This is a genomic window from Halomonas sp. JS92-SW72, assembly GCF_003547075.1.
GTDB classification, from domain to species: Bacteria; Pseudomonadota; Gammaproteobacteria; order Pseudomonadales; family Halomonadaceae; genus Halomonas; species Halomonas alkalicola.
This window is the reverse complement of record NZ_CP032147.1, coordinates 3,115,451-3,140,366: the sequence shown is the minus strand read 5'-3', so window position 1 is coordinate 3,140,366 and position 24,916 is coordinate 3,115,451. Positions and strand designations below refer to the sequence as shown.

Genomic DNA, 24,916 nt, shown 5'->3' with positions numbered 1-24,916 from the left:
CCGGGCGCGTAGTTCAATGATCTGGTCGAGCCCGGCATGCTAGCACCCCGGACGCACTTTTCAAGACGACGGCTTGCCTGGCTGTCACGCCGCTGTCATCGAGCCCGTCCAGAGTGGTGAGTGACAGGATATCGCTCCCCCCTTATGCTGGAGTGACACCCCGCCCGAGGATGGGCACGCCGGAGACGAGACAATGCCTCACCTGCTGAGATTTTCCCGCGACCTGGAAGCCCGCCTCGATGCGCTCGCCGAGGCCAGCGGCCTGGGCAAGGCCGAGCTGATCACCCGCTGCGTGGAGGGCGGCATCCTGGCCCTCGAGCACCAGCTGCTGCCCGAGAGCGGCGCAGCCCCCCTGGCCGAGCGCAGCATCGACCAGGTGCTGCGCGAGAGCGGCCTGGGGGCCTGAGCCGAGCGGCATCGCCGCCCTGCCCGTTCAGCCGATGAAGCCGGCGCAGAAGCGCCGATACGCCACCAGCGCCCGCTCCCGGGAGGTGGCGACGAGATGCACCTCCTGGCCCGGCAGGCACTGGGCCAGCCGCGCGGCGGCCAGCGGCGTGAGCGCCCCCAGCCGTGGATAGCCGCCGATGGTCTGGCGGTCGTTGAGCAGCGCGATGGGCTGCCCGTCCGGCGGCACCTGCACCGCGCCGAGACCGATTCCCTCCGAGACCAGCGAGCCGAGCCGGCACGCGAGCCGCGGGCCGGTCAGGCGAACCCCCATGCGATCGGCGCGGTCGTCCACCCGCCAGGCCGCATTGAAGGCCTGGTAGAGGCTGTGCCCGCTGAAATCGCCCACCTGGGCGCCAGGCAGCAGCGCCAGCCTGGCCGGGGAACGATAGTCGAGGCGCGCCTCGTCGGGGGCCCTCCCTTCCCCCACGCTCGCCGCGACCTCGACCACCGTCAGCCGATCCCCCTCGCCAAGCTTGCTGCCGCGCCCGTCGAAGCCGCCCAGCCCCTCCCGCACCACGCAGGCCACGCTGCCCAGCACCGGCTCGGCGACGAAGCCGCCGGCCACCGCCAGGTAGGCGCGCAGGCCATTGACGGGGGCGGTGAAGACCAGCCGCTGCCCTTCCCTGCAGGTGACGCGCTGCCACAGCGGCAGCGGCTTGCCCTCCAGGGTGGCCCCCAGGTCGGCACCGGCCACGGCAAGCGTCAGGTCGCGCTCGGCCACCAGGGTCAGCCCGCCGAAAGTGACCTCCAGCGCCGCCGTCCCCCAGGGATTACCCGCCAGGCGGTTGGCCCAGGCCCAGCCGTGGAGGTCGGCCGGCCCGCCCTGGGTGACCCCCAGACGGCGCACGCCGAAGCGTCCGGCATCCTGCAGCAGCGCGAGGGGGCCGGCACGCTCGACGCGAAAACCGATAACGGTATAGTTTCCTTTATCGCGACTCATCGGCCTGCCTCCATGGGCGTGGTATCGCCCCCCTCGGCCTCGAAGGCCTGCCGGTCCACCGGCACGAAGCGCACCCGGTCGCCCACCCGGAGCAGGCTGAAGCCCTCGCGGTCGCGATCGAAGAGCCGCGCCGAGGTGCGCCCCAGCAGGTGCCAGCCGCCGGGGGTGACCGCCGGGTAGGCGGCGGTCTGGCGCCCGGCGATGGCCACGCTGTTGACCGGCACGCGCTCCCGGGGCGTATCGAGCCTTGGCACCTCCAGGCGCGCATCCAGCAGGCCCATGAAGGCGAAGCCGGGCGCGAAGCCTAGCGCGAAGACCCGATAGTCGTGGCCGGCGTGGCAGGCGATCACCTCGTCCACCGTCATCCCGACCCGCTCGGCCACCCGGGGCAGGTCCGGCCCCACGCTCGGGTCGTACCAGGTGGGCAGCTCGCGGACCTCGCCGGCCTCGGCCTGCTCGTCAGGGGCGAGATCCCCCAGCAGCCCGAGCAGACGGCGGCGGGCCTCCTCGGGGGAGAGCCTGAGCGGGTCGAAGACCACCAGCAGGGTGGTATAGGAAGGCACCAGGTCGACCAGCGCTTCGCCAAAGGCCGCCTCGCAGCGCCGCGTCAGCGGGGTGATCCAGGCCAGGTTGGACTCCTCGATGCGCTCGAAGAGCCGCACCATCCAGCCGTCCAGCCCGGTGGACTCCAGCCGCGGCAGCCCTGCGCCCTCCCCCCTCATGAGCCCGCCTCGATCTCGTCGAGGGCCTGGCGGATCGCCCGCACCGCGGCGATGGACTCGGGGTTGTCGCCGTGCACGCAGAGGGTATCGGCGGCCAGCACCAGTTCGCTGCCGTCCCTGGCGGTGAGCGGCTGGCCGGTGGCGATACGCCGCGCCTGGTCCACGATCACCGCCTGGTCATGATGCACCGCTCCCGCCTCGCGCCGGGAGACCAGCCGCCCCTCCCCATCGTAGGCGCGGTCGGCGAAGGCCTCGAACCACAGCGATACCCCTTCGGCCTTGGCCAGGACCCGGGCCGCCGAGGTGTCGCGGGTGGCCATGGTCATCAAGGGCAGCGCGGGGTCGAAGGCCAGAATCGCCCGCATCACCGCGGTCATGATCTCCGGGTCCCGGGCCATGTCGTTGTAGAGGGCACCGTGGGGCTTCACGTAGCTTACCTCGACCCCCTCCGCCCGGCACATGCCATAGAGAGCACCGAGCTGATAGAGCACCAGGTTCTCGACCTCCTCGGCCGAGCAGGCCAGGGAGCGACGCCCGAAGCCCACCAGGTCCGGATAGGCCGGGTGGGCGCCGACGCGCACTCCGTGCTTCTTCGCCAGACGCACCGTCATGCGGATCACGTCGGGGTCCGAGGCGTGGAAGCCGCAGGCGACGTTGGCCAGGTCCACGTGGGGCATCACCTCATGGTCGAGCCCCATCACCCAGGGGCCGTAGCTTTCCCCCATGTCGGCGTTGAGCAGGATAGGTGTCATGGAGTCTCTCCTTGTGGAACAGGATTGGGCCCGAGCCCTAGAAGATATTGGAGCGTTCGTACTGGCTCGGCCAGGCCACATCACGGGCCTTCAGCGCCGCGGCGGCCCGCAGCGGCCAGACCGGATCGGCCAGCAGGGCCCGCCCGAGGATCACCAGGTCGGCCTGGCCGTTGGCGATCACCGACTCGGCAAGATCGGGACTATGGATCAGGCCGACGGCACCGGTCGCGATCTCGGCCCCCGCACGAACCGCCTGGGCCAGGGGGATCTGGTAGCCGGGGTGAATGGGGATCGCCTGGCGGGGGTCGTTGCCGCCCGAGGAGCAGTCGATCAGGTCCACCTGGCCAAGCTCCTTCAGCCGCGATGCCAGGCGCACCGTCTGCGCCAGGTCCCAGCCTCCCTCGACCCAGTCGGTGCAGGAGAGGCGCAGGAACAGCGGCAGCTCCTCGGGCCACTCCTCCCGGGTCGCCGCGATGGACTCCAGCAGGAAGCGGATGCGATTGTCGAAGCTGCCGCCGTAGCCATCATCGCGCCGATTGCTCAGGGGGGACAGGAACTGATGGATCAGATAGCCGTGGGCGCCGTGCAGTTCCAGGGCCTTGAAGCCTGCCTCCCGGGCACGGCGCACGCTGGCCTTGAGGCTGGCGATGGACGCCTCGATCTGGTCGACCGACATGGCCTTGGGCGTCGCCCAGCCCCGGGCATAGGGCAGCGCCGAGGCCGAGACCAGGTCCTGCCAGCCCCCCTCGGTAGGCGTCAGGGGGCGTGAGCCCTCCCAGGGGCGCCCCACCGACGCCTTGCGCCCGGCGTGGCCCAGCTGGATCCCCGGCACGGCACCCTGGGCCTCGACGAAGCCGGCAATGCGGGCCAGGGTGTCGCGCTGCTCGTCGTTCCAGAGCCCGAGGCAGTGCGGGGTGATTCTCCCCCGGGGCTCGATGTGCACCGCCTCGGTGAACACCCAGCCGGCGCCACCGGCGGCCCTGGCGCCCAGGTGAACGAGATGCCAGTCGTTGGTCAGGCCGTCGCGCCCGGAGTACTGGCACATGGGCGATAGCATGATCCGGTTGCGGGCGGTGACCGAGCGAAACTGGATCGGCCGGAACAGGTGGGGGTCGGGGTCGCGGCGCAGGATCCGGCGCTCATCCTCCCCGCCGGAGCGTGAGTCGATGATGGCACCCTGCGCCGCCGGGTCAGGTGTGATGTCGGCCATGGCCAGGCCTCCTTGTCGTTGTTTTGGGCGTTGCTGTCTACGTTGTTGTCCGGGTTCTTGTTGGTCGTGTTCCGTGTGCCGCCGTCGGCTCATGAATCGACGGTGCCGCCCCTGCGGGCGAGGGCACGCCTGAACTGCCACTGGCTGATCAAAAACAGCGTCGCGCTGACGCCCATGGAAGCCAGCAGCGCGAGCAGGAAGACCGCCATCGGAGGCAGATAGCCGACCAGAATCGCCGTCACCGCGCCGAAGGCCACCAGGCTCAGCATGCCCTTCTGGGCCATGCTCACGGTGGCTCGCGCCACCTCGGGACCGTAGCGCTCATGCAGGGTCCAGCCAATGGTAAACAGTCCCACCGGGAACCCAACCAGCATGCCGGAAAGCAGCGGACCCGACTTGACCGCCAGGGTGGTCGCCACGCTCACCAGCACGCCGGCCAGCAGGCCGCGCAGCGCCAGGTCGAACCAGCCGGATCGTGCCACGACGACGGGTTGGCGCAACCGGAGCCACCGCCTGACTCCCTCCGCCAGCAGCAGCATGGCAAAGTACATCAGCACCGCGACCCCCACCCCTCCCGGCACCCGCGTGAACAGCAGGGCCGCGGGCACCCAGCACAGCGTGGCGATGCACAGGCTGGCCAGGGCGCTCAGCCGTCCAGCGGTGACCACGAAGCTGATGCTGAACAGCAGGGTGGCGACCAGCGCATGCAGGGTCGAGAGTGCCGCGGCCTGGATGAACTCGGTCGAATGCTCCCGAAGCATGAAGAAGTAGCCGGGGCCCAGGATGATGGGGGTCCCGGCGATGATACCGCCCAGCCGGGGCCCCAGCTTGCCGACCGCCAGAGACACCCCGACCACCACCACCGCTGTGGCGATGAGCTTGGCCAGCAGTACGCTCAGCATGGCGCCGTGCCTCCCCTCCCCGGATGGCGGAGCGAGGGGCGCCCGGTCGCGCCTTCGCCTCGCCTCATGCCACAACCGGCAGGGTCTCGACCCGGTAGGCGTGCTCCAGGGTACGCCCGGTGACCGGGTCGGTCAGCACCACCCGAAAGGCCTCGGCGGGCCGCACCCCGCCGATCACCGGCAGGGTACCGCAGAACATCACCTGGCCCGGCGCCAGCTGCGCACCGGCCAGCCCGAAACGCGACAGCAACGCCTCGGGATGCAGCAGCCCGGTCACGCCCCCCTGCTGGTAGCACACCTCCTTCCCATCGATGGTGGCATGGGAGGCCAGGGTCAGCGCGTCCCAGTGGTCGATCACCTCGTCGAGGCGCCACACGCTCCCGCCTACCGGCTTGGCACAGACCTGCTTGGAGTGCGCCACCGACCAGGCCTCGGCCTCTCGGTCGGTGTGGTCGGACCCGATGCCGACCAGGGTGCCGGCGTGGCTGCCGATCAGCACCACCTCCACTTCGCCGCTGGTGGCCTCGCCCAGCACCTGGACGCCGGGGTCGGTGGTCAGCTGGTTGGCCGCCACGCGGTAGAAGAGCGGCGTGGTGGAGGGCGGGGTCACGCCGATCGCACGGAGCTCCTCGATGTGCTCGTGGATGGCGGCCTGCTCGCGGCCGGCCCAGCCGGCGATGATCAGCTCCTCGACCTCCACCTCGACGGGTGGCTGTGTCGCCGAAAGATAGAATGTGGTCACTATGGGCTCCTCCTTGTTGTGAGTGGTGAGCGGCGAGCGGTGCCTGGTGGGCGGCGGCACTAGCCGCGCACCAGGTTGGGCAGGTACATGGCGACCGACGGGAAGAGGATCAGCACGATCGCCATGATGAACATGATGCCGACATAGGGCATGGCGCCGAGCATCACGTCGTTGAAGGAGCCGCCCTGGCGAACCCCCTGGACCACGTAGAGGTTGAGCCCCACCGGCGGGGTGATCAGCGCCATCTCGATGAGCAGGATCAGCAGGATGCCGAACCACACCGGATCGAAGCCCATGGCGATCACGATGGGCGCCACGATGGGGATGGTGATCACCATCAGCGACAGCGTCTCGATGAAGAAGCCGAGGATGATGTAGAGCACGATCACCAGCATCAGGGTCGAGTAGGGACCGAGACCCGCCGACTCCAGGAAGGCGGTGAGCTCCCGGGTGACACCGGTGGAGGCCAGCACGAAGTTGAGGAAGTAGGAGGCGATGATGATCAGCATGATCATGCCGGTGGTACGCATGGTGCCGTCCAGGGCCTCGACGATGATGCGCAGCGACAGCTTGCGCATGAAGAGCGCGATCAGCAGCGCCCCGATCACCCCCAGCGAGGCCGCCTCGGTGGGGGTCGCCCAGCCGGCGTAGATCGAGCCCACCACGATGCCGAACAGGATCAGCACGGGGACCAGGTGCCTGAGCCCCGCGATACGCTCTCCCCAGCTGTGGTGGGTACTGGGCCCACCGAGGCTGGGGCGCCACATGCAGATCAGGGCCGTGCCGACCATGAACAGCACCGCCAGCAGCAGACCCGGAATCAGGCCCGCGGCGAACAGCTGGGGAATCGAGGTCTCGGTCAGAAAGCCGTAGACGATCAGGTTGATGGAGGGGGGAATCATGATGCCGAGGGTGCCCCCGGCGGCGATCGAGCCGGTGAACAGCTTGGCGTCGTACTTCATCTCCTTGCCCTGGGGGATGGCCACGGTGCCGATGGTGGCCGCCGTCGCCACGCTGGACCCGGACGTGGCGGAAAACAGCGTCGCGGTGCCGATGTTGGCATGCAGCAGCCCACCCGGCAGCCAGGAGAGCCAGCTCTCTAGGGCCCGGTAGGTACCCTTGGCGATCCCGGTACGCACCAGGATCTCGCCCAGCAGGATGAACAGGGGGATGGCGATCAGCAGGAAACTATCCGAGGCCGACCAGAGCACGTCGCCCATGGCCCTGACCAGCGGGAAGGGGGAAAAGAACTCATCCAGGAACAGCCCCAGGGCAATCAGGGTCGCCGCCACGGGGACGCTAACCAGCAGCAGGACGAGCAGCACCAGCAGTGCGATCAGAATCATGAGTGGGCTTCCTTGTTTTCTTCGCTGATCTGCTCATCCAGCGTCGGGCTGCCCGCCAGCCGCTGGACCCCCGCCACATCCCGGCACAGCAGGCCGAGGAGGACGCGCAGCGAGAGCAGGCCGACGGCGAGGCTGAACCAGGCCCCCCCCAGCAGCCACAGCGCCTGGGGCAGCCAGATGGGCGTGCCGAGCGGGGTGTTGGCCGTCGCCCCGGCCAGGTAGGAGTCCTTGGTGACCTCGAAGGCGGCCCCGACCACCAGCACGCAGAACAGCGCCATGGCGAGCAGGGCGACCAGGTCGAGCACCCCACGGACGGTGATCGGCAGGTTGAGGTAGAGGGCATCGATGCGAATGTGCGCCTTGCGCATCAGGGTGAAGGCGAACGACCAGCTGGCGCTGATAGCCATGATGTAGCCGGTGATCTCGGTGGCATGGACGGCCGAGCGTCCCATGAAGCGCCGCGACAGCACTTCCAGGGTGACCATGATCACGGTCAGCAGGATCAGCACGCCGCCGGCTCTCGCCAGCCACAGGGAGCCGACCTGCACGCCATCCAGCACCCGATCCAGGTTGGTATTGACCCGTTGCAACATGTGTCTCTCCAGGGCGAGGCCGGGCTGTGGAACAGCCCGGTCGCCGGCAATCATCGAACGGGAATTACTTGGCGGCCGTCAGGCCCGTGATGGCCCCGATGGTCTCGTTCCAGCGATCGACCCACTCCTGGTCCACGCGGTTGGCCCAGTTCGGCAGCAGGGTCTCCTCGAGGTGACGCGTCGCTTCCGCGTAGTCCTCGTCGGTCGCCTCTACCAGCACCATCCTGCCGGGGTCGCCACGGGTGCACTCCCCCTCGCCGGTCAGGCAGGCGATCCCCTCGCGGGTCTCCTCCACGGCGGACTCCCAGACGGGGTTCTCGTAGTGGTCGCGTATCTCGGCGGTCAGCCACTCCTGGGTCTCGGGCGAGAGGGAGGCCCACTTGTTGCCGTTCATGGCCGTGACCAAATGGTCCCAGCCCCCCACCGGCAGCGGGTAGAGGTGGGTGGAGACCTCATACCAGCCGGAGCTGTAGCCGGAGAGCGAGCCGGTCACGGCGCAGTCGATGACGCCACGCTGCAGGGCACCGGGTACCTCGCTGAAATTCAGCGTGATGCCCTCGGCGCCCAGCGCCTCCAGGAACTCGGCAGTGGTCCGGCCGCTGGCCCTGACCTTCTTGCCGGCCAAGTCGGAGAGCCCGTCGATGGCGACATTGCAGAAGACCATCTGCGAGGGATAGGGCACCACGGCCAGCAGGTGCGCGTTGCGATAGCGCTTGGCGAAGGCGTCGGCCAGCACCGGACGATAGGCGTCGGCCACCGCCCGGGCCGTCTCCACGTCCGGCGCGATCATCGGCATGTCCAGCCCCTCGAGCTCCGGCGCATCCTGCACGGCATAGTTGGCCACCGTTGCGGCCACCTCGATCACGTCGCGGCCCATCAGGCGGTAGACCTCCCCTCCACCGAGCCCCATCTGGTCGAAGGTGGTGACATCGGTGGTGATCCGGCCACCGGAGGCCTCGGGCAGGTGGCGCTCCCAGAAGGGGCGCTCGAAGTTCTGATAGAGCGACAGGCTGCTCCAGCTGCCCACGTAGGCGATGCTGGTCTCGTCCAGCTCCTGGGCCTGGGCCTGGGAGGCGGCCACCAGCATGCCGGCAGCCACGGCAGTCACGAGGGATTTCGGGGTCATCATGGGATCTACCTCTTGTTGGTGTTGTGGGGTCTTCCGAGGGTTACAGCAGGGCCAGGCGGCTGTCGGGAATGTCCGTGATCAGCATGTGGCCCGGGCTGTGGGTGATGGCAAACTCGATGGCGGACTCGACCAGCACCTGCTGGGGGGTGACCCCGCAGGCCCAGAACACCGGGATCTCGTCCTCGCCGATCGTGACCGCATCGCCGTAATCGGGGGTGCCGATGTCAGGGATCCCGATCAGTGCCGGGTCACCGAAATGCACCGGCGCACCGTGTGCCTGGGGATAGCGGGTGGTGATCTGGATCGCCCGGATGGCGTCCGCGGCCCGGTAGGGACGCATGGAGACCACCAGGCGACCGCCGAAGCCGCCCGCCGGCGTCAGCGGAACGGAGGTGTTGTACATCGGGACATTGCGTCCCTCGTCGATATGGCGCACCGGCAGCCCATCCAGGGCCAGCGCATGCTCGAAGGTGAAGGAGCAGCCCAGGGCGAAGGTCACCAGGTCATCGCGCCAGATCTCGGCGACGTCATGCACCGTCTCGGCCAGCCGGCCGTCGCGGTAGATGCCGTAGGCGGGAACATCGCGAGCGATATCCAGGTCCTCCCCCAGCGCGACGCAGCCCCGCTGGCCGGGCTCGGTGACGGCCAGCAGCGGGCAGGGCCTGGGGTTGGCCTGGCAGAAGCGCAGGAAGCCGTTGGCCTGGGCTTCGGGAAGGATCACCAGGTTGACCTGGACATACCCCTTGGCCAGGCCCGCGGTGGGGCCGACCAGGGTGCCATCACGAGCGGAGAGGCGCACGGCTCTCGGGTCGTTCTCGGCATAAGGGAGCGTTGTTGGGGTCATTGTCCTGCCTCTCCATGCGGTCCTTCCAAGGTAGGGCAGAACAATTGATTACTTCAAATCGATAATCAGGATCACTTTTGATCAATAAAGCTGATCATCGGGGAGCCTATCACCGCTTCGATCGCCTTCCGCCACCGTGGCAAGCGACAGCTCGGCCACCGCGCGGACCACGCCGGCACCGGGCGAGGCGCTGTAGGCGGTGCTGAACACCAGGTCCGGCAGCGTGGCCTCGACCCGGAACTCCCGAAGCGCCCCCGAGGCCAGCTCCCGGGTGAGAATCTCCCGCGGCAGGGCGCTCACCCCGAGGCCATCCACGGTCATCCTGATGATGGTGGAGAGCGACGAGCTCGAGTGAATCCGGGTAGGGTGGTCCGTGGGGGTCACCAGGGAGCGGATATTGGCATAGGGCTCGCTGCGGCGCGGGTAGGTGATGATCGGGATCCTGGCCAGGTCGGCCAGGCGGATCGGCTCCTCGGGCAGGGGGATCGAGGGACTGGCCACCCAGACCAGGGAGTAGCGGCAGAAGGGGCGGCTGACGAAGTCCGCCTGATTCACCTCGCCGATCAGGAAGGCGATATCGATCTCCCGGCTGGTGAGCTTGTCGGCCAGGTTGACGGAAATGTCCACGTCCAGCTCGAGGTTGATGGCCGGGTAGGCCTCGCTGATCTTCTCGATCAGCCGCGGCAGCCAGGTGTAGGCGATGGTCTCCGAGACCCCCAGCCGGATGGTGCCGTGGATGGCATCCGGGCGGGCCACGGTCTCGAGAAGCTCGGCGTGCAGCTGGAGGATCTTCTCCGCGTAGACCAGCAGCTGCCGCCCCTTCGCCGTGAGGACCGCCTTGCGCCCCGTGCGGTCGAACAGCTCGGTACGCAGCTCATCCTCGAGGCTCGAGATCCTCGCGGAGACGGAGGGCTGGGAGGCATAGAGCCGCTTGGCGGCGGCCCTGAAGCTGCCCAGTCGGGCAATCCATACGAAGGTTTCCAAGGTTCTGATGTTCATCCGTTACCTGCTCGACTCCCGGGACCGAGGGGGTGCGGCGGGCCTGGGCGACAGGCAGCGCCGATCATGCTCGACCCCCACTGATGAAATTACCCTATCACAGCCGCCGAGGCGCCATGGCAGCGCCCGATGCCGACCGGCAGGGGCGTTCGCCACCGTTTAGAGGGGGTCGAAAGGTCACCGAGCGGCCGGCCAGGCACCTGCTAGGCTTCGAGGAGTCTGCGCTCCGTCATCGGCATCCCTCAGGAGGTTCGCGCCATGCGTCCACATCGCTTCACGCCACTGCTGTTCTCGCTCTCCGCCCTCGCCTTCGCCGGCGCCGTTCAGGCCGCCGAGTGGAACATGGCCACCCCCTACGGAGACGCCAGTTTCCATACCCAGAACGTCAAGCAGTTCGCCGAGGACGTGGCCGAGGCCACCGACGGCGCGCTGCGCATCACCGTCCACAGCGGTGGCTCCCTGGTGGCCCACGGCGAGATCAAGCCCTCGGTGCGTCGCGGCACCATTGACGCGGGCGAGGTCTTCCTGTCGATCCTCTCCAACGAGGATCCGATCTTCGAGATCGACACCCTGCCGGGGGTGGCGGGCAGCTACGAGGAGGCCATGGCGCTGTGGGAGGCCACCCGCCCCATGATTACCGAGCTCTTCGCGGCTGAGGGGCTCAAGCCCCTCTATGCCGTAGCCTGGCCGGCCCAGGGCCTCTACACCCGGGAGGAGATCACCGACCCCGAGCAGTTCGAGGGGCTCAGGGTGCGCGCGCCCAACATCAACACCCAGCGCTTCGTGCAGAACCTCGGCGGCAGCCCCACCGAGACCGAGGAGTCCGATATTCCCACCGCCTTCAGCACCGGCCGGGTGGACGCCATGATCACCTCCAGCGCCACCGGCAACGCCATGACCGCCTGGGACTACGTCTCCTGGTACACCGATGCCAACCTCTGGCTGCCCAAGAACATCGTGTTTATCAACCAGCGCGCCTTCGACCGCCTCGACGAGGTCACCCAGGAGGCGCTGCTCGAGGCGGCCGCCCGCGCCGAGGAGCGGGGCTGGCAGATGAGCCGCGACAACAACGCGACGAGCCTCGAGGCCCTAGCGGCCAACGGCGTCTCGGTGGTGACCCCCAACGAGGCCGTGGCCGAGGCGCTGCAGGCGGCCGGTGACAAGCTCTTCGCCGACTGGGAGTCCCGCGCCAGCGACGAGGCCAAGGCGCTGCTCGAGGCCTATCGCGACGGCCTCGACGAGGAGTAACCGTCCCCCGGCACGCGTCCATGGCCGCGTGCCGGCAACCCGAGGGTGACCCATGCCATTCAAGTTTGCCCTGCTCTACCGCCTGGGCGCCTGGGGGGCGGCGGCCTGCATGGTGACAATCTGCGGCCTGGTGGCGCTGCAGGTGACCTTCCGCGTGCTGGATGCCCTGCTGATCCTGGTCGGGCTGCGTCGCCTTGGCCTCGGCATCACCGGGGTATCGGAGCTCGCCGCCTACCTGCTGGTGGGGGCCACCTTCCTGGGGCTCGCCTACACCTTCGTCCATCACGCCCATATCCGGGTGACCCTGCTGCTCTCCCGGCTTCCCTCGCGCTTCCGGGTCTGGGTGGAGGTGTGGTGCCTGATCGTCGCGCTGGCCATCGCCCTGCTGCTGGCCTACGGCCTGGTCGAGCTGGCCCGCGAGAGCCTGCACTACCGGGATGTCTCCTCGGGCTTCCTGTCGATTCCGCTGTGGATCCCGCAGACGGTGCTGGCGACCGGCGTCGGGTTGCTCTGCCTGGCGCTGGCCGAGGCCCTGCTGATGACCCTGCGCATCGCCGCCCGGGACCCCGACAGCTTCCGCGAGCTCACGGCCACCGACGACAGCGACCTGCCCTGACCAGCTCACCGGGAGACGACATCTCGTGCTAGCCCTGTCCCTTACCGCCATCCTGACCCTGGCCCTGCTGCTCGGCAGCGGGGTTTGGATCGCCTTCGCCCTGATCGGCACCGCCTGGGTGGCCCTGGCGCTCTTCACCCCCTTCGCCCCCGGCCCCATCCTCGCCTCGGACTTCTGGGGCGCCAGCTACGGCTGGGACCTGACCGCGCTGCCGATGTTCATCTGGATGGGCGAGATCCTCTTCCGGTCGGGGCTGGCCGACAACATGTTCCGGGGGCTCTCGCCCTGGCTGAACCGGCTGCCCGGCCGGCTGCTTCACACCAACATCATCGGCAGCGGCATGTTTGCCGCCGTCTGCGGCTCCTCGGCGGCCACCTGCGCCACCGTGGGCAAGATGACCCTGCCGGAGCTTGAACGGCGAGGCTACGACCCCCAGATGGCCATCGGCACCCTGGCCAGCGCCTCCACCCTGGGGCTGCTGATCCCGCCCTCCATCGTGCTGATCGTCTACGGCGTGGTGACCGAGCAGTCCATCTCGCGGCTCTTCATGGCCGGCATCGGACCGGGGCTCATGATCCTCTCGCTCTTCATGGGCTATCTGATCCTGTGGTCGCTGCTCAAGGGCAACCGGGCGGGGCTCACCGGCGCGGACGAATCCTCCCTGCCGCTTGCCCAGAAGCTGCGCCAGACCCTCTCGCTGCTGCCGATCCTTGCACTGATCGGCGGCATCATCGCCTCCATCTACGGCGGGCTGGCGTCCCCCACCGAGGCCGCCGCGGTGGGAGTGGTGCTATCGATGCTGATCGCCCGCTGGAACGGCCACTTCGGCTCGGTCGTCTTCCGTGAGTCGCTCTTTGCCGCGGTCCGGACCTCCTGCATGATCGCCTTCATCATCGCCGGGGCCTCCTTTCTGACCTCGGCGATGGGCTTCACCCAGGTGCCGATGCAGCTGGCCCGGGCCATAGGCGAGATGGGGCTCTCCCCCACCCTGCTGCTGATGGCCCTGACCCTGCTGCTGCTGGTGATGGGCTGCTTCCTGGACGGCATCTCGCTGATCCTGCTGGTCACCGCCATCATCATGCCGGTGATCAGCGCCGCGGGCTTCGATCTGATCTGGTTCGGCATCTACCTGGTGATCGTGGTGGAGATGTCGCAGATCACCCCGCCGGTGGGGTTCAACCTGTTCGTGATCCAGGGGCTCACCGGCAAGGACATCCTGACCATCACCCGGGCCACCCTGCCCTTCTTCCTGCTGATGCTGGCGGCCATTGCCCTGATGCACCTCTTCCCGGAGATTGCCCTCTACCTGCCCCAGGCGATGAACCGCTGAATCGGGGTCAGTCGCCCTCTGCCCTGCGTGTTGATTCCCGAAGCGCGGCGCGCGGGTTACGCGGATAGAAGCGCTCCGGCTGGCGCTCCACGTGGGGAAAGAAGCGGGTGTCCTTGTAGGGCATCTTCATGAAGCCGGAGACCCCGAGCCCCTCGATCAGCCCCACGGCGTCGAGGATGTCCTCCAGGCGACGGCGAAATTCCGCCTCCCGGGAGGGGTCGAGCAGGCGGTAGTAGCTGTGGATCTTGAGGTGGGCCGGCAGCGCCTCGAAGATGATCATGCCGGTGTGGTGGATCTCGTTGAGCGCCTCCAGGGAGGTGATGATCGCCTCCGGCAGCACCAGGAACTCCTCGGGATCGGGACCATCCTCGAAGTAGCTGTGCAGGCGGCTGCGGTCCTCCAGCTCCGGCATCGCGCTGACCTCGTAGGCCAGGCGCATCCCGGGCTCCAGCCGGAAGGGCTGCTCCGGCCCCTCGCGATCCAGGTGCAGGGTGTCCCGGGCATTGAACAGGCAGCTCTTGAAGATGCCCTGGCGGTAGATGGCCCGGGCCAGATGAACCATGTTGTTGACCGCGGCGATGAAGGCCGGGCGCCGGGCGGCGTCGTGCAGGTTCAGCGAGGTGTCGATGTAGACCCCATCGGCCTCCCAGCGCACCGCCAGCCCCCCCACCACCGGGTAGCGCCCCAGCCGGCTCACCGCGGCCAGGAAGGCCTTCTCGGTTTCGCCCATCCCCTGCATGAAGTTCTTGTAGTAGCGATCGAGCTGCACGTCGTTGACGTCGTTGAGGGTCTCCGGCGCCCCCTCCTCGCGCAGGAAGGCCTTGCGCGAGCTGTAGACCACGGTGTCGATCTCGCGCTCGGCCGGTCGCACCCAGACCGGCACCAGCGCCTGGGGCGGCGTGACCGGCAGGTCGATCATCACCAGCCGGGCGAGCCTGGGCATCTCGCGGATGAAGTGGTCGCCGGCCCGGTGGCGCCGGCGCGGATCGGGGTCGAGCATGCCGTCGAGCATGCGCGCGAACTCCACCGGCAGCCCCAGGGAGGTGGCGGGAATGGCGCGGTGGCCGAAGCGGCAGGACTGCGCCGAGGCCAGCGCATAGAGGGTGCCGGCGGCCCCCTGCTCGTCGAAGCGCGGCGAGGAGAGCGCGCCATTGAGCTGCTCCTCGCCGATGAAGTAGACATCGCCCAGGCGGGCGTTGGTCTGCTGCAGGTTGTCGGACATCAGCTCCATGACGTTGGCCGCCACGAACTGCTGGTTGGCGTCGAGCTGGGCGAACACAGAGGAGCCCCAGTCGATCAGGGCGATGTTCTCGGTGGCGGCGTCGAACACCAGGTTGGAGGGCTTGATGTCGCCATGCACGATGGGCCGGCCCGCCGGGCCGGACTCCCGGCGCAGCGCGCGCAGGATATCGGCCAGCTGGCCGGCGATATGCACCACCAGGCGCGGCGAGAGCCGCCCCTCGCGCAGCGACACCTCCTCCAGGTTGAGGCCCGGCGCCCGCTGCATGACGAGGATCGACTGGTGGCGCACCCGCTGGTAGGCGATCAGCTTCGGGACCCGGGGGTGGTCCACCTGCTCCAGCATGAAGGCCTCCTCCTCGAGGCGGTCCTGGAGATGCTGGGGCAGGTTGACCCGGGTGAACTTGAAGACGTATTCGTCGCCGAGCGCGGTGAGCCCCGCGAAGACGAAGCCGTAGGCGCCCTTGCCGATCAGCGCGATCTCCCGGTAGCCCAGCTGCTCGAGCTGGGCCTGGCACAGCGCCACCCACGCCTTGAGCTTGCGGGCGTCGTGGTGGCTGAGCAGGTAGATCGACTGCTCTTCCGGGATGTAGAACTGCTGCAGGGGCGCCTGGGTCATCGTTCAACCTCTCGGCGTCAGCCGAGGTGGAGCAGCATGGTCTCGGGTCCCTCCAGGAAGCCCTTCCAGGCGTTGCAGAAGCGCGCGATGGTCCCGCCATCGATGATGCGATGGTCGCCGGCCCAGGTGACGGTCATGATCGCCCGCTTGACCACGCGCTCCTCAGCATCGAAGCGCGGCAGCCACTGGGTCTTGCCGATGGCCACGATGGCCACCTCTGGAGCGTTGATGATCGGCGCGGCATAGGTGCCCCCGAGGGCCCCGATGTTGGAGATGCTGATGGTGCCGCCCTTGAGGTCTGCCTGGCTCACCTTGCCGGCCCGGGCCGCCTCGGTGAGGCGCCCCACCTCCTCGGCCACCGACAGCAGGCTCCTGTGCTCCACCCCCTTGACGTTGGGCACCAGCAGGCCGGCGCGGCTGTCCACCGCCATCCCCACGTTGACCGAGGCAAGGTAGTGGATCTCGCTTTCGTCATCGCTGAGCCGGGCATTGAGGATCGGCGCCTCGCGCACCGCCAGCGCCATCGCCTTCATGAAGAAGGGCATAAGGGTCAGGCGCACGCCCTCGGCCTCGGCCAGGGGCTTCAACCGCTGGCGCAGCGCCAGCAGCTCGGTGACGTCGATCTCCTCGCCGTACTGGAAGTGCGGGATGGTGCTGGCCGCCTCCACCATGCGCCTGGCCATGACGGCGCGAACGCCGCGCAGGGGCTCCACGCGAATCTCCTGCCGGCTGCCGGCGTCGGCCGCCGCGATGCCTTCGGCGGCCCGCTCGACCGGCCCGCCCTCCTCCAGGTAGCGCAGCACGTCCTCCTTGAGCACCCGTCCCTGACGGCCGGACCCCGGCACCGCCTCGGGGTCGAGGTCGTGCTCGCGCAGCAGGCGACGCACCGCCGGGGCGACCGGGATGCGCCCGTAGGGGCCACGCCCTGGCTCGGCTCTCTCCTCATCCGGGGCCACCTCCGAGGCGTCGGGCGCCCGGCGGTCCCGGCTCGGGGCCTGGTCGACGGTTGGCCCTGGCGCCTGCGCGGCGGTGCCGGTGTCATCGGGCGTCGCTTCCGGCACGGCCTCAGGCGGCCCCTCGTCTGCCTCCCCCTCGGCCACATAGCCGAACAGCGGCGCATGCACCTTGGCGATCTCGCCCTTCTGCACGTAGAGCCGCGTCACCCGCCCCGCCTCGGGGGCGGTGATCTCCACCAGCGCCTTGTCGGTCATCACCTCGACCACCGGCTGGTCCTCCTCGATCACGTCGCCCTCGGCCACGTGCCACTCCACTACCTCGCACTCCACGATACCTTCGCCGATATCGGGCAGCATGAAATCGCTCATCGTCTTGTCTCCCTCAGAAGGCCATCGAGGCCTGGATCGCTTCGAAGATCTTCAGGTGGTCCGGCAGGTACTCCTTCTCCAGGGTCAGCGGGAAGGGGGTATCCAGGCCGGTCACCCGGGCGATGGGAGATTCCAGGTAGAGAAAGCAGCGCTCCTGGATGGTGGCAGCGATCTCGCCGGCGAAGCCGCCGGTCAGCGGCGCCTCGTGGGTGATCAGCAGGCGCCCGGTCTTGAGCACCGATTCGACCACGGTGTCCTCGTCCCAGGGCAGGATGGAGCGCAGGTCGATCACCTCGCAGGAGATGCCCTCCTTCTCGGCCAGCGCCACAGCGCGCTCGATCACCTCCATCTGAGCACCCCAGCCGAGCACGGTGATGTCGCTGCCCTCGCGGGTCACCTCGGCCTCACCAAGGGGCAGCTGGTAGTCCGCCTCGGGCACCTCGCCGGTGGAGGCCCGGTAGAGCCGCTTGGGCTCGAAGAAGAGCACCGGGTCGGGGTCGCGGATGGCCGAGAGCAGCAGCCCCTTGGCCTGGTAGGGGTTGCGCGGCACCACCACCTTGAGGCCCGGGGTATGCGCGAAGTAGGCCTCCGGCGACTGGGAGTGGTAGTGGCCGCCGGAGATGCCGCCGCCGTAGGGGGTGCGGATGGTCAGCCCACCGACGTTGAAGAGATCCCCCGAGCGGTAGCGGAACTTGGCGGTCTCGTTGACGATCTGGTCGAAGGCCGGAAAGATGTAGTCGGCGAACTGGATCTCGGCCACCGGCACCGAGCCCTGGGCAGCCAGGCCGTTGGCGAAGCCGATGATGCCCTGCTCCACCAGCGGCGTGTTGAAGCAGCGCGCCTTCCCGTACTTCTCCTGCAGGTGGCTGGTGGCGCGGAAGACCCCGCCGAAGAAGCCCACGTCCTCGCCGAAACAGATGACCTTCTCGTCCTCGGCCATGGCGATGTCGAGGGCGTTATTGATCGCCTGCAGCATGTTCATGGTCGGCATCTCACTCCCCTCCCTGGGTATCGAGGCTGGCGCTCACGTCAGGGTCCAGGGAGCGTGCCCCCTTCGGATAGGCCTCAGGGTACTTGCGGATATGGGCCTTGAGCCCATCGAGCTGGCGCTGAAGCGCCGGGGTCACGTCCGCATAGACGTCGGTGACCAGGCTGTCGAGCGGCGGCGGCGGGCGCTTCTCGGCACGCTTCATGGTCTCCAGCACCTCGCGCCGCAGCGTCTCCTGGAGCGCCTTCTCCTCCTCTTCGTCCCACCACTCTCTGGCCAGCAGCCAGTTCTGCATGCGCTGGATGGGATCCTTGTCGCGCCACGCCTCCTCCTCCTTCTTCGAGCGGTAGCCAGAGGGGTCATCCGAGGAGGAGTGGGCCGCCAGGCGGTAGGTCATCGCCTCGATCAGCACCGGCTTGTTCTCCTCCACGGCGATGCGACGGGCCTTGCGGGTCGCGGCCAGCACCGCCAGCACGTCATTGCCGTCGACGCGAATCACGTGCATGCGGTAGCCAAAGGCCCGGGGCGCCACGCCGTCGGCGGCGAACTGCTCGATGGAGGGGGTGGAGATCGCATAGCCGTTGTTGCGGCAGAAGAAGATCACCGGCACCTCGTGGACGGCGGCCATGTTCAGCGCGGCATGGAAGTCCCCCTCTGAGGCCGCCCCCTCGCCGAAGAAGACGATGGTGCAGTGCCCCTCGCCCGCCAGCTTCTGGCCGTAGGCGTAGCCAGCCGCCTGGGGGATCTGGGTGGCCAGGGGCGACGAGATGGTCATGTAGTGCAGCTTGCGCGAGCCGTAGTGGATCGGCATCTGGCGGCCCTTGCCGTAGTCGAGCTCGTTGCCGAACAGCTGGTTCATGAACTCGTCGTAGCTGAAGCCGCGATAGACCAGCGCCCCCTGCTCGCGGTACTGGGCCATGATCATGTCGGCGTCGTCGAGCGCCGCCGCCGAGCCGATCACCGCGGCCTCCTCGCCGGTGCACTGCATGTAGAAGGAGAGCCGTCCCTGGCGTTGGGCGGCCATCATGCGCTCGTCCAGCACCCGGGTCGCCACCATGGCGCGGTAGATCTTCAGCGCCTGGTCGCGCTCGAGCGCGGGCGCCACGGCTCCCTCATGGAGGGTGCCGTCCTGCCGGAGCAGGCGAAAGGTGGGAATGGAAAACTCGTCGCCGCGAAGGAAGTCGGGCGTATGGATATCTTGTGTCGTTGTCATCTCGGTTTCCTCTACCCCTTTTGAGGGCAGTGTTGTTGCTTGCCTCGCCCTTTGCCAGGAGGATTGCCCCCGGCGGGTCAACGCAACCCGAGTTGACGTTAACGTAAAATGCGATGACGTGCATCCATCTTGCCAGGCAAGTGACCTACGCTGGTGGATTCGACTGCCCAGAACCCCTGGCGGTGGCCGCGGTCAACCGTATCCCGGCCCTCGCGGGCCCTCACCCTGGAAGCCGATCCGCCATGTGGACCCCGACCCTGCCCGCCATGACCTTTTACTGCCTGACCCTCGCCGCGGCCCTGGTGGCCGGCCCAGTCCAGGCCGACCCGGACGCCCTGCTCGACCACGACCTGCGGCGCCTGCACTCAAGCGAGGTGGTCAACCTCAAGGAGCGGATGGGCGGCTCACCGCTGCTGCTGGTCAATACCGCCAGCCGCTGTGGCTTCACCGGACAGTTCGAGGGGCTCGAGGCGCTGCACCAGCGCTACGCCGAGCACGGGCTCAAGGTGGCGGGCTTCTCCTCCAACGACTTCAACCAAGAGATCGACGAGGAGGGGGCCGCCGAGGTCTGCTTCATCAACTTCGGCGTGACTTTCGACATGTTCGCGCCGATCCCGGTCCGGGGCCCGGAGGCCCACCCGCTGTTCACCGAGCTGGCCCGGCAGAGCGAGGCGCCGGGCTGGAACTTCACCAAGTATCTGGTCGACGAGAGCGGCCGGGTGGTGGCTCACTTCCCCTCCCGCGTTCGGCCGGAGTCACCGGCGATGCGCGAGGCCATCGAGACGTTGCTGGCGGGCGAATGAGGCACTGGCTCAGGGGCCGGCCCCGGGCCGCGTGAGCCGCCGCTGGCAGCGCTCGAAGGCGCTGTCCATGGCCAGCGCCAGCAGGCCGATCAGCACCGCCCCCTGCAGCACGTAGGCGCTGTTGCCGTTGACGATGCCGGAGATGATCGGCGCGCCGAGGTTGCTCGCGCCCACGGTGGCGCCGAGCGCCGCGGTGGCGATGTTGATGGTGACCGAGGTGCGGATGCCGGCCAGGATCACCGGCGCGGCCAGGGGCAGCTCCACCTGGCGCAGGACCTGCCCGTGGCTCATGCCCATGCCGCGCGCCGCCTCGTGCACTGCGGGGTCGATCCCCTCCAACCCCGCCAGGGTGTTGCGCACGATGGGCAGCAGGCCATAGAACAGCAGCGCCACGATGATCGGCCAGGTGCCGAAGCCCAGCACGGGCACGGCCAGGGCGAGCACCGCCACTGGCGGCAGGGTCTGTCCCATGGCGGCGAACTGCGCCACCAGCGGCAGGAAGTCGCGCCAGCCCTCCCGGGTCACCAGCACGGCCGCGGCCACCCCCAGCAGAATGGCCAGCAGCGAGGCCACCGTGACCACCAGCAGGTGACGACCCAGCAGCAGCAGGAAGTCGGCATGGGGGTAGATCACCTGGCGGGTGTCGGGCTCAAGCCAGCGAAACAGCGGCTCCAGCCAGGCCATGCCGGAGGCCAGCAACAGCAGGCAGGCGAGCCAGGCCAACGGCGCGCGCCAGGTCGCCAGCCGTGCAGCAGCGCCGTCCGCCCCGGTTGGCTCATGCCTCACGGCGGCTCTCCACCAGGCGCCGCAGGGAGAGCTCCCCCACCGCCATGTCCTCGTCGTCCACCACGGCGAGGCGGTCGGCGTGCTCACGGAACATAACCGCCAGGGCCTGGCGTAGGGTTGCATCGCGATGCACCCGCGCCCGGGGCAGCAGCCGCGGTGACAGCGGCTGCATCCGCTCGACAACCCGGATGATGCCGGCCTCCTTGAGGCCGCGGTCATCGCCGCCCAGCAGCGAGGCCACGAAGTCGTCGGCCGGCTCGCGCAGCAGCGCGAGCGGCGTGCCCTGCTGCACGATGCGCCCGGCCCGCATCACCACCAGCCGGTCGGCCAGGGCCAGCGCCTCGTCCATGTCGTGGGTCACGAAGACGATGGTCTTGTTGAGCCGGGCCTGCAGCTGGCGCAGCTCGGCCTGCAGCGTCTCGCGGGTAATGGGATCCAGGGCGCCGAAGGGTTCGTCCATCAGCAGGATGTCGGGGTCCGCCGCCAGCGCCCGGGCGACCCCGACCCGCTGGGCCTGGCCGCCGGAGAGCTGATGCGGGTACTTGTCCGCGAACTGGGCCGGCGGAAGCCCCAGCAGGGCCATCAGCGCCTCGACGCGCTCGCGGATCCGCGGTGTCGGCCACTTCAGAAGGCGCGGCACCAGGCCGATATTGCGCGCCACCGTCCAGTGGGGAAAGAGCCCGGTGCTCTGGATGACATAACCGATGCGACGGCGCAACTGCCGCTCGTCGAACTCCCGTACCGGCCGTCCCTCGATGAGGATGCGCCCCTCGTCATGCTCGATGAGGCGATTGATCATGCGCAGGGTGGTCGACTTGCCGCAGCCGGAGGTGCCCACCAGGGCACACAGCTCGCCCCTCTCCACCCGCAGTGAGAGGCGCTCCACCGCGGTCTCGGTGCCGAAGCGCTTCGTCACCTCGCGAAGCTCGATCATGGGGTGGCTCCTGGGGCGATGCGGGTGTCCAGGCGACGCGTGAGGGCGCCCAGCAGGGAGTCGGCGGCCAGTGCCATGGCCAGGATCGGCAGCGCGCCCAAGAGCACCAGGTCCATGGCCGCCTGGCCCAGCCCCTGGAAGATGAAGGTACCGAGCCCGCCGGCCCCGATCAGCGCCGCCACTGCTGCCAGGCCGATGGCCTGCACCGTGGTGATGCGCACCCCCTCCAGCACCACCGGCAGCGCCAGGGGCAGGCGCACCTGCAGGAAGACCTGGGCACGGCTCATGCCCATGCCCCGCGCCGCCTCCAGCACTCCGGCATCCACCGCGGAGAGCCCGACGAAGGTGTTGCGCACCATGGGCAGCAGGCTGTAGCCGAGCAGGGCCAGGAAGGCCGGCGCCCAGCCGATGCCGCGCACGCCAAGGGCGTTGACCCAGGCCAGGTTGGCCGAGAGCCAGGCAAGCGGCGCCAGCAGCAGGCCGAACAGGGCGAGGCTCGGGATGGTCTGCAGGAAATTGAGCAGGGCGAGCCCGACCCGCTCCACGGCCGGGTGACGGCGCATGGCCAGCGCGATCAGCGCCCCCAGCACCAGGCTCGCTCCCACGGCGGCGCCGACCAGCAGCAGGTGGTCGACCACGGCACCGGCGAACTGGCCGCTGCGTCCCCGGTATTCCCGGGCGAGCGCCAGCGGTTCCAGCCAGGGAGAGGCCAGCCACCAGGCGGCCAGCACCGCCGCGACCAGCAGCCAGCCCGCGGCGGCACCGAGCACGAGACGGGTGCGCAGCTCGATCACCATCAGCGAGAGACAGAAGAGCAGTAGCCAGAAGCCCGCGCCCAGCCCCAGGCGCGCCTGGGGCTCGCCGGGGTCGAGGTTCAGGAGGGCCGCCACGGCAAGCCAGGCCGGCAGCGCCATCACCACGCCGATGGTCAGGGCGAGGGCCAGCCAGAGCCGGCGCCGAGTGGGACGCCAGGCCAGCACCGCGAGCCCCAGCAGCGGCAGCAGCAGCGCCAGGGCACCCAGCCAGCCGGCGGCCTCATGGGCCCGGAGGGGAGAGCCCGGCACGATCCGGTTGGGCGCCACGCTCACCGCGGCCAGCCAGCCGACGCCGAGGGCCGCCATCAGCGCCAACAGTCCGATCACCCGATTGGCGGGTGGCGCGTCCCTGCGCGTCACGGGTCACTCCTCCAGGCCGGCGAGGAAGTCGGCCGCCACCTGGCGCGGATCGAGCCCGTTCACTGCCACGTCGCCGTTGAGGCGCTGGAGCACCTCGAGATCGAGGGCCTGGAACAGCGGCGCCAACAGCGACTCGATCTCGGGATGACGCTCGAGCACCTCGGCGCGCACCACCGGTGCCGGCTGGTAGACTGGCTGCACGCCGAGGGTGTCCTCCAGCACCACCAGGTCCAGGGCGTTGAGCCCACCGTCGGTCCCGTAGGTCATGGCGCCGTTGACCCCGCTGGTCCGCTGGGCGGCGGCGCGCATGGTGGAGGCGGTATTGCCGCCGGAGAGCACCAGCAGCTGGTCATCGGAGAGCGCGAAGCCATAGGCCGCCTGGAAGGCCGGCAGCGCCTGCTCGGACTCGACGAACTCGGCGCTGGCGGCGAACCTGAAATCGCCGCCGTCGCCCAGCCAGGCGGCCAGGTCCTCCAAGGTCGCGAGCCCCTGCTCCCGGGCCAGGTCGCCGCGCACGCTCATCGCCCAGGTGTTGTTGGCCGGTGCCGGCGTCAGCCACGCAAGGCCGCGCTCGGCGTCGCGCTCACGCACCGTCGCGTAGGCGGCCTCGGCGTCGTGCCAGACGTCGCTGTCGGTCATGTCGAAGAAGAAGGCGCCGTTGCCGGTGTACTCGGGATAGAGGTCGACCTCCCCGGCCAGCAGGGCCTCGCGCACGATACTGGTGCCGCCCAGCTGCAGCCGCTCCCGCACCTCGATGCCGCCAGCTTCCAGGCGCTGGACGATCAGCTGGCCGAGCACCGAGCCTTCGGTATCGATCTTGGAAGAGACCACCACGGGCCCTTCTGCCTGGGCGAGGGAGAGAGTCAGCAGGGTGCCGGCCGCGATGGCCAGGGGGCGAGAAAACGGGATACGCATGGCGAGTGACCACCCGGGAAGTGTGAAGGTATGCTGCAGTATAGGGATCACAGCCCTTGGCTGTCAGACACTTGCCGCCAACGCAAAGGATGCCCCGGATGCCGCACGCCACCCCGCCCCTGCTCGACCGCTGCTACCACCCGCTGGTCCGCGACCTGGCGTGGCTGCTGCTGGCACCCGACCTGCTCGACATGCCCTGGCCAGGCCGGCCTAGCCGCGAGGCGCTGGGGCTGGGTGACGACGCCCTACTCGCCGCCTGGCTGGATGACCTCGAGGCCGACCCGGCAGCCCTCGAGGCCTGCGTCGGCGAGGCCCTCGTCGGCCGCATGGGGCTCTACCACGAGCGGCTCTGGCAGTTCCTGCTCGACGCGGCCCCGGGCACCGAGCTGCTCGCCCACAACCTGCGCATCCATCGCGGCAAGCAGACGCTGGGCGAGCTGGATCTGCTCTACCGCCGCCGCGGCGAGACGGCGCTGATCCATCTCGAGGTCGCCATCAAGTACTACCTGGGGCTGATCGAGGGACCGGGAAGCGCCGAGGACCAGGCGCGCTGGATCGGCCCCGGCGGCGCCGACAGCCTGGGCGGCAAGCGCGAGCACCTCCATCGACACCAGCTTCGCCTGACCGAGCAGCCCGAGACCCGCCAGGCCCTGCGCGAGCTGATCGGCGGCGATGCCGTGGGCGCCGCTCGCCCCCTCGAGATCCATCGCCAGCTGGCCATGCCGGGAGTGCTCTTCTACCCCTGGCGCCACCCCCTGCCGGTGCCCCGGGAAGCGAACCCGGCGCACCTCCGCGGGACCTGGCTGTTCTGGGGAGCGTGGCGAGTCTTCCGGGATGGGCTGCCGACCGGCACCCGGGCGGCCAGGCTGACCAAGCCTCACTGGCTGGCGCTGCCCCGCCATGAGTGCCTGCAGCCCCTGGGCGAGGTCGAGGCCCGGCTAGCCGAGCACTTCCGGGAGCCCGCCTCGCCGGTGCAACTCGCCCTCTGGCAGGCGAAGACGGGCTGGCGACGCCTCTTCGTGGTGGCCAACGACTGGCCGCGGCAGATCCCGCTGCCGCCTGCCACCTAGGCTCGCGCCCCCTGGCGCACTGGGCCTGC

General features: G+C 69.2%; 25 protein-coding genes. 6 read left to right on the top strand and 19 right to left on the bottom strand.

What is annotated here, in order from left to right; all coding sequences use genetic code 11:
- Positions 1–193 precede the first annotated feature (193 nt).
- Positions 194–406 (top strand): hypothetical protein, encoded by a 213-nt coding sequence (locus D1793_RS14720; RefSeq protein WP_119022820.1) that lies wholly within the window; start codon positions 194–196, stop codon positions 404–406.
- A gap of 27 nt (positions 407–433) precedes the next feature.
- Here D1793_RS14720 and D1793_RS14715 read toward each other — a convergent pair whose 3' ends face one another.
- The 11 genes from D1793_RS14715 to D1793_RS14665 all read right to left on the bottom strand — a co-directional run bounded on the left by D1793_RS14715 (position 434) and on the right by D1793_RS14665 (position 10,626).
- Positions 434–1,387, bottom strand: a complete 954-nt coding sequence (locus D1793_RS14715; protein WP_205527560.1) for a biotin-dependent carboxyltransferase family protein — start codon at positions 1,385–1,387, stop codon at positions 434–436.
- Positions 1,384–2,109 (bottom strand): allophanate hydrolase subunit 1, encoded by a 726-nt coding sequence (locus tag D1793_RS14710; RefSeq protein WP_119022819.1) that lies wholly within the window; start codon positions 2,107–2,109, stop codon positions 1,384–1,386. Before D1793_RS14710 ends, D1793_RS14715 begins: the two co-directional genes overlap by 4 nt.
- On the bottom strand, positions 2,106–2,861 hold the full coding sequence (locus D1793_RS14705) for a 5-oxoprolinase subunit PxpA (RefSeq protein WP_119022818.1): 756 nt from the start codon (positions 2,859–2,861) through the stop codon (positions 2,106–2,108). The genes D1793_RS14710 and D1793_RS14705 overlap by 4 nt, the downstream gene beginning before the upstream one ends.
- A gap of 37 nt (positions 2,862–2,898) precedes the next feature.
- Complete coding sequence (locus tag D1793_RS14700) at positions 2,899–4,071, bottom strand: NADH:flavin oxidoreductase/NADH oxidase (RefSeq protein WP_119022817.1); 1,173 nt, start codon at positions 4,069–4,071, stop codon at positions 2,899–2,901.
- 89 nt (positions 4,072–4,160) lie between these two features.
- Positions 4,161–4,973: a hypothetical protein gene (locus tag D1793_RS14695; RefSeq protein ID WP_119022816.1), complete on the bottom strand. Its 813-nt coding sequence runs from the start codon at positions 4,971–4,973 to the stop codon at positions 4,161–4,163.
- A 64-nt stretch (positions 4,974–5,037) separates the two neighbouring features.
- On the bottom strand, positions 5,038–5,715 hold the full coding sequence (locus D1793_RS14690) for a DUF2848 domain-containing protein (RefSeq protein ID WP_119022815.1): 678 nt from the start codon (positions 5,713–5,715) through the stop codon (positions 5,038–5,040).
- A gap of 59 nt (positions 5,716–5,774) precedes the next feature.
- Entirely contained in the window at positions 5,775–7,061 is a 1,287-nt protein-coding gene (locus D1793_RS14685; protein ID WP_119022814.1) for a TRAP transporter large permease, read from the bottom strand.
- The gene (locus D1793_RS14680) at positions 7,058–7,654 is read right to left on the bottom strand and encodes a TRAP transporter small permease (protein WP_119022813.1); all 597 of its coding nucleotides are present in this window, start codon (positions 7,652–7,654) and stop codon (positions 7,058–7,060) included. Before D1793_RS14680 ends, D1793_RS14685 begins: the two co-directional genes overlap by 4 nt.
- A gap of 64 nt (positions 7,655–7,718) precedes the next feature.
- Positions 7,719–8,783, bottom strand: coding sequence for a TRAP transporter substrate-binding protein (locus D1793_RS14675; protein ID WP_205527559.1), 1,065 nt, complete (start codon positions 8,781–8,783; stop codon positions 7,719–7,721).
- 40 nt (positions 8,784–8,823) lie between these two features.
- A complete protein-coding gene (locus D1793_RS14670; protein WP_119022812.1) occupies positions 8,824–9,627 on the bottom strand; it encodes a putative hydro-lyase in 804 nt (267 codons plus the stop codon).
- A gap of 81 nt (positions 9,628–9,708) precedes the next feature.
- Entirely contained in the window at positions 9,709–10,626 is a 918-nt protein-coding gene (locus D1793_RS14665) for a LysR family transcriptional regulator (protein WP_119022811.1), read from the bottom strand.
- Between the two features lie 258 nt (positions 10,627–10,884).
- On the opposite strand from D1793_RS14665, the gene D1793_RS14660 reads away from it, so the two are divergent.
- Genes D1793_RS14660 through D1793_RS14650 form a run of 3 tightly spaced genes read left to right on the top strand, consistent with a single transcriptional unit; the run spans position 10,885 to position 13,820 of the window.
- The gene (locus D1793_RS14660; protein ID WP_119022810.1) at positions 10,885–11,874 is read left to right on the top strand and encodes a TRAP transporter substrate-binding protein; all 990 of its coding nucleotides are present in this window, start codon (positions 10,885–10,887) and stop codon (positions 11,872–11,874) included.
- 52 nt (positions 11,875–11,926) lie between these two features.
- Positions 11,927–12,490: a TRAP transporter small permease gene (locus D1793_RS14655; RefSeq protein ID WP_119022809.1), complete on the top strand. Its 564-nt coding sequence runs from the start codon at positions 11,927–11,929 to the stop codon at positions 12,488–12,490.
- Between the two features lie 25 nt (positions 12,491–12,515).
- A complete protein-coding gene (locus tag D1793_RS14650; RefSeq protein WP_119022808.1) occupies positions 12,516–13,820 on the top strand; it encodes a TRAP transporter large permease subunit in 1,305 nt (434 codons plus the stop codon).
- Between the two features lie 7 nt (positions 13,821–13,827).
- On the opposite strand, the gene D1793_RS14645 is transcribed toward D1793_RS14650, so the two are convergent.
- The 4 genes from D1793_RS14645 to D1793_RS14630 are packed head-to-tail and all read right to left on the bottom strand — an operon-like array spanning position 13,828 to position 19,204.
- Positions 13,828–15,678: a protein kinase gene (locus D1793_RS14645; protein ID WP_119022807.1), complete on the bottom strand. Its 1,851-nt coding sequence runs from the start codon at positions 15,676–15,678 to the stop codon at positions 13,828–13,830.
- A 17-nt stretch (positions 15,679–15,695) separates the two neighbouring features.
- Positions 15,696–17,003 (bottom strand): 2-oxo acid dehydrogenase subunit E2, encoded by a 1,308-nt coding sequence (locus D1793_RS14640; protein ID WP_119022806.1) that lies wholly within the window; start codon positions 17,001–17,003, stop codon positions 15,696–15,698.
- Between the two features lie 13 nt (positions 17,004–17,016).
- Complete coding sequence (locus D1793_RS14635) at positions 17,017–17,994, bottom strand: transketolase C-terminal domain-containing protein (RefSeq protein ID WP_119022805.1); 978 nt, start codon at positions 17,992–17,994, stop codon at positions 17,017–17,019.
- 1 nt (position 17,995) lies between these two features.
- Positions 17,996–19,204, bottom strand: coding sequence for a thiamine pyrophosphate-dependent dehydrogenase E1 component subunit alpha (locus tag D1793_RS14630; RefSeq protein WP_119022804.1), 1,209 nt, complete (start codon positions 19,202–19,204; stop codon positions 17,996–17,998).
- A 242-nt stretch (positions 19,205–19,446) separates the two neighbouring features.
- Between D1793_RS14630 and D1793_RS14625 the strand changes: the two genes are divergently transcribed.
- Entirely contained in the window at positions 19,447–20,007 is a 561-nt protein-coding gene (locus tag D1793_RS14625; RefSeq protein ID WP_240407682.1) for a glutathione peroxidase, read from the top strand.
- Positions 20,008–20,016: 9 nt separating this feature from the next.
- On the opposite strand, the gene D1793_RS14620 is transcribed toward D1793_RS14625, so the two are convergent.
- Genes D1793_RS14620 through D1793_RS14605 form a run of 4 tightly spaced genes read right to left on the bottom strand, consistent with a single transcriptional unit; the run spans position 20,017 to position 23,817 of the window.
- The gene (locus D1793_RS14620; protein WP_240407681.1) at positions 20,017–20,793 is read right to left on the bottom strand and encodes an ABC transporter permease; all 777 of its coding nucleotides are present in this window, start codon (positions 20,791–20,793) and stop codon (positions 20,017–20,019) included.
- Positions 20,783–21,727 (bottom strand): ABC transporter ATP-binding protein, encoded by a 945-nt coding sequence (locus D1793_RS14615; RefSeq protein WP_119022803.1) that lies wholly within the window; start codon positions 21,725–21,727, stop codon positions 20,783–20,785. The genes D1793_RS14620 and D1793_RS14615 overlap by 11 nt, the downstream gene beginning before the upstream one ends.
- Positions 21,724–22,902, bottom strand: coding sequence for an ABC transporter permease (locus tag D1793_RS14610; RefSeq protein WP_240407680.1), 1,179 nt, complete (start codon positions 22,900–22,902; stop codon positions 21,724–21,726). Before D1793_RS14610 ends, D1793_RS14615 begins: the two co-directional genes overlap by 4 nt.
- 3 nt (positions 22,903–22,905) lie before the next feature.
- Complete coding sequence (locus D1793_RS14605) at positions 22,906–23,817, bottom strand: ABC transporter substrate-binding protein (protein WP_119022802.1); 912 nt, start codon at positions 23,815–23,817, stop codon at positions 22,906–22,908.
- Positions 23,818–23,915: 98 nt separating this feature from the next.
- On the opposite strand from D1793_RS14605, the gene D1793_RS14600 reads away from it, so the two are divergent.
- Positions 23,916–24,887, top strand: coding sequence for a DUF1853 family protein (locus D1793_RS14600; RefSeq protein ID WP_240407679.1), 972 nt, complete (start codon positions 23,916–23,918; stop codon positions 24,885–24,887).
- The last annotated feature ends 29 nt before the right edge of the window (positions 24,888–24,916 follow it).

Coding starts and splice junctions, on each gene's coding strand:
- D1793_RS14720 (WP_119022820.1), top strand. CDS start 194: ATGCCTCACCTGCTGAGATTTTCCCGCGACCTGGAAGCCCGCCTCGAT.
- D1793_RS14715 (WP_205527560.1), bottom strand. CDS start 1,387: ATGAGTCGCGATAAAGGAAACTATACCGTTATCGGTTTTCGCGTCGAG.
- D1793_RS14695 (WP_119022816.1), bottom strand. CDS start 4,973: ATGCTGAGCGTACTGCTGGCCAAGCTCATCGCCACAGCGGTGGTGGTG.
- D1793_RS14605 (WP_119022802.1), bottom strand. CDS start 23,817: ATGCGTATCCCGTTTTCTCGCCCCCTGGCCATCGCGGCCGGCACCCTG.
- D1793_RS14615 (WP_119022803.1), bottom strand. CDS start 21,727: ATGATCGAGCTTCGCGAGGTGACGAAGCGCTTCGGCACCGAGACCGCG.
- D1793_RS14660 (WP_119022810.1), top strand. CDS start 10,885: ATGCGTCCACATCGCTTCACGCCACTGCTGTTCTCGCTCTCCGCCCTC.
- D1793_RS14655 (WP_119022809.1), top strand. CDS start 11,927: ATGCCATTCAAGTTTGCCCTGCTCTACCGCCTGGGCGCCTGGGGGGCG.
- D1793_RS14710 (WP_119022819.1), bottom strand. CDS start 2,109: ATGAGGGGGGAGGGCGCAGGGCTGCCGCGGCTGGAGTCCACCGGGCTG.
- D1793_RS14645 (WP_119022807.1), bottom strand. CDS start 15,678: ATGACCCAGGCGCCCCTGCAGCAGTTCTACATCCCGGAAGAGCAGTCG.
- D1793_RS14700 (WP_119022817.1), bottom strand. CDS start 4,071: ATGGCCGACATCACACCTGACCCGGCGGCGCAGGGTGCCATCATCGAC.
- D1793_RS14705 (WP_119022818.1), bottom strand. CDS start 2,861: ATGACACCTATCCTGCTCAACGCCGACATGGGGGAAAGCTACGGCCCC.
- D1793_RS14635 (WP_119022805.1), bottom strand. CDS start 17,994: ATGCCGACCATGAACATGCTGCAGGCGATCAATAACGCCCTCGACATC.
- D1793_RS14630 (WP_119022804.1), bottom strand. CDS start 19,204: ATGACAACGACACAAGATATCCATACGCCCGACTTCCTTCGCGGCGAC.
- D1793_RS14640 (WP_119022806.1), bottom strand. CDS start 17,003: ATGAGCGATTTCATGCTGCCCGATATCGGCGAAGGTATCGTGGAGTGC.
- D1793_RS14600 (WP_240407679.1), top strand. CDS start 23,916: ATGCCGCACGCCACCCCGCCCCTGCTCGACCGCTGCTACCACCCGCTG.
- D1793_RS14680 (WP_119022813.1), bottom strand. CDS start 7,654: ATGTTGCAACGGGTCAATACCAACCTGGATCGGGTGCTGGATGGCGTG.
- D1793_RS14625 (WP_240407682.1), top strand. CDS start 19,447: ATGTGGACCCCGACCCTGCCCGCCATGACCTTTTACTGCCTGACCCTC.
- D1793_RS14665 (WP_119022811.1), bottom strand. CDS start 10,626: ATGAACATCAGAACCTTGGAAACCTTCGTATGGATTGCCCGACTGGGC.
- D1793_RS14685 (WP_119022814.1), bottom strand. CDS start 7,061: ATGATTCTGATCGCACTGCTGGTGCTGCTCGTCCTGCTGCTGGTTAGC.
- D1793_RS14675 (WP_205527559.1), bottom strand. CDS start 8,783: ATGATGACCCCGAAATCCCTCGTGACTGCCGTGGCTGCCGGCATGCTG.
- D1793_RS14670 (WP_119022812.1), bottom strand. CDS start 9,627: ATGACCCCAACAACGCTCCCTTATGCCGAGAACGACCCGAGAGCCGTG.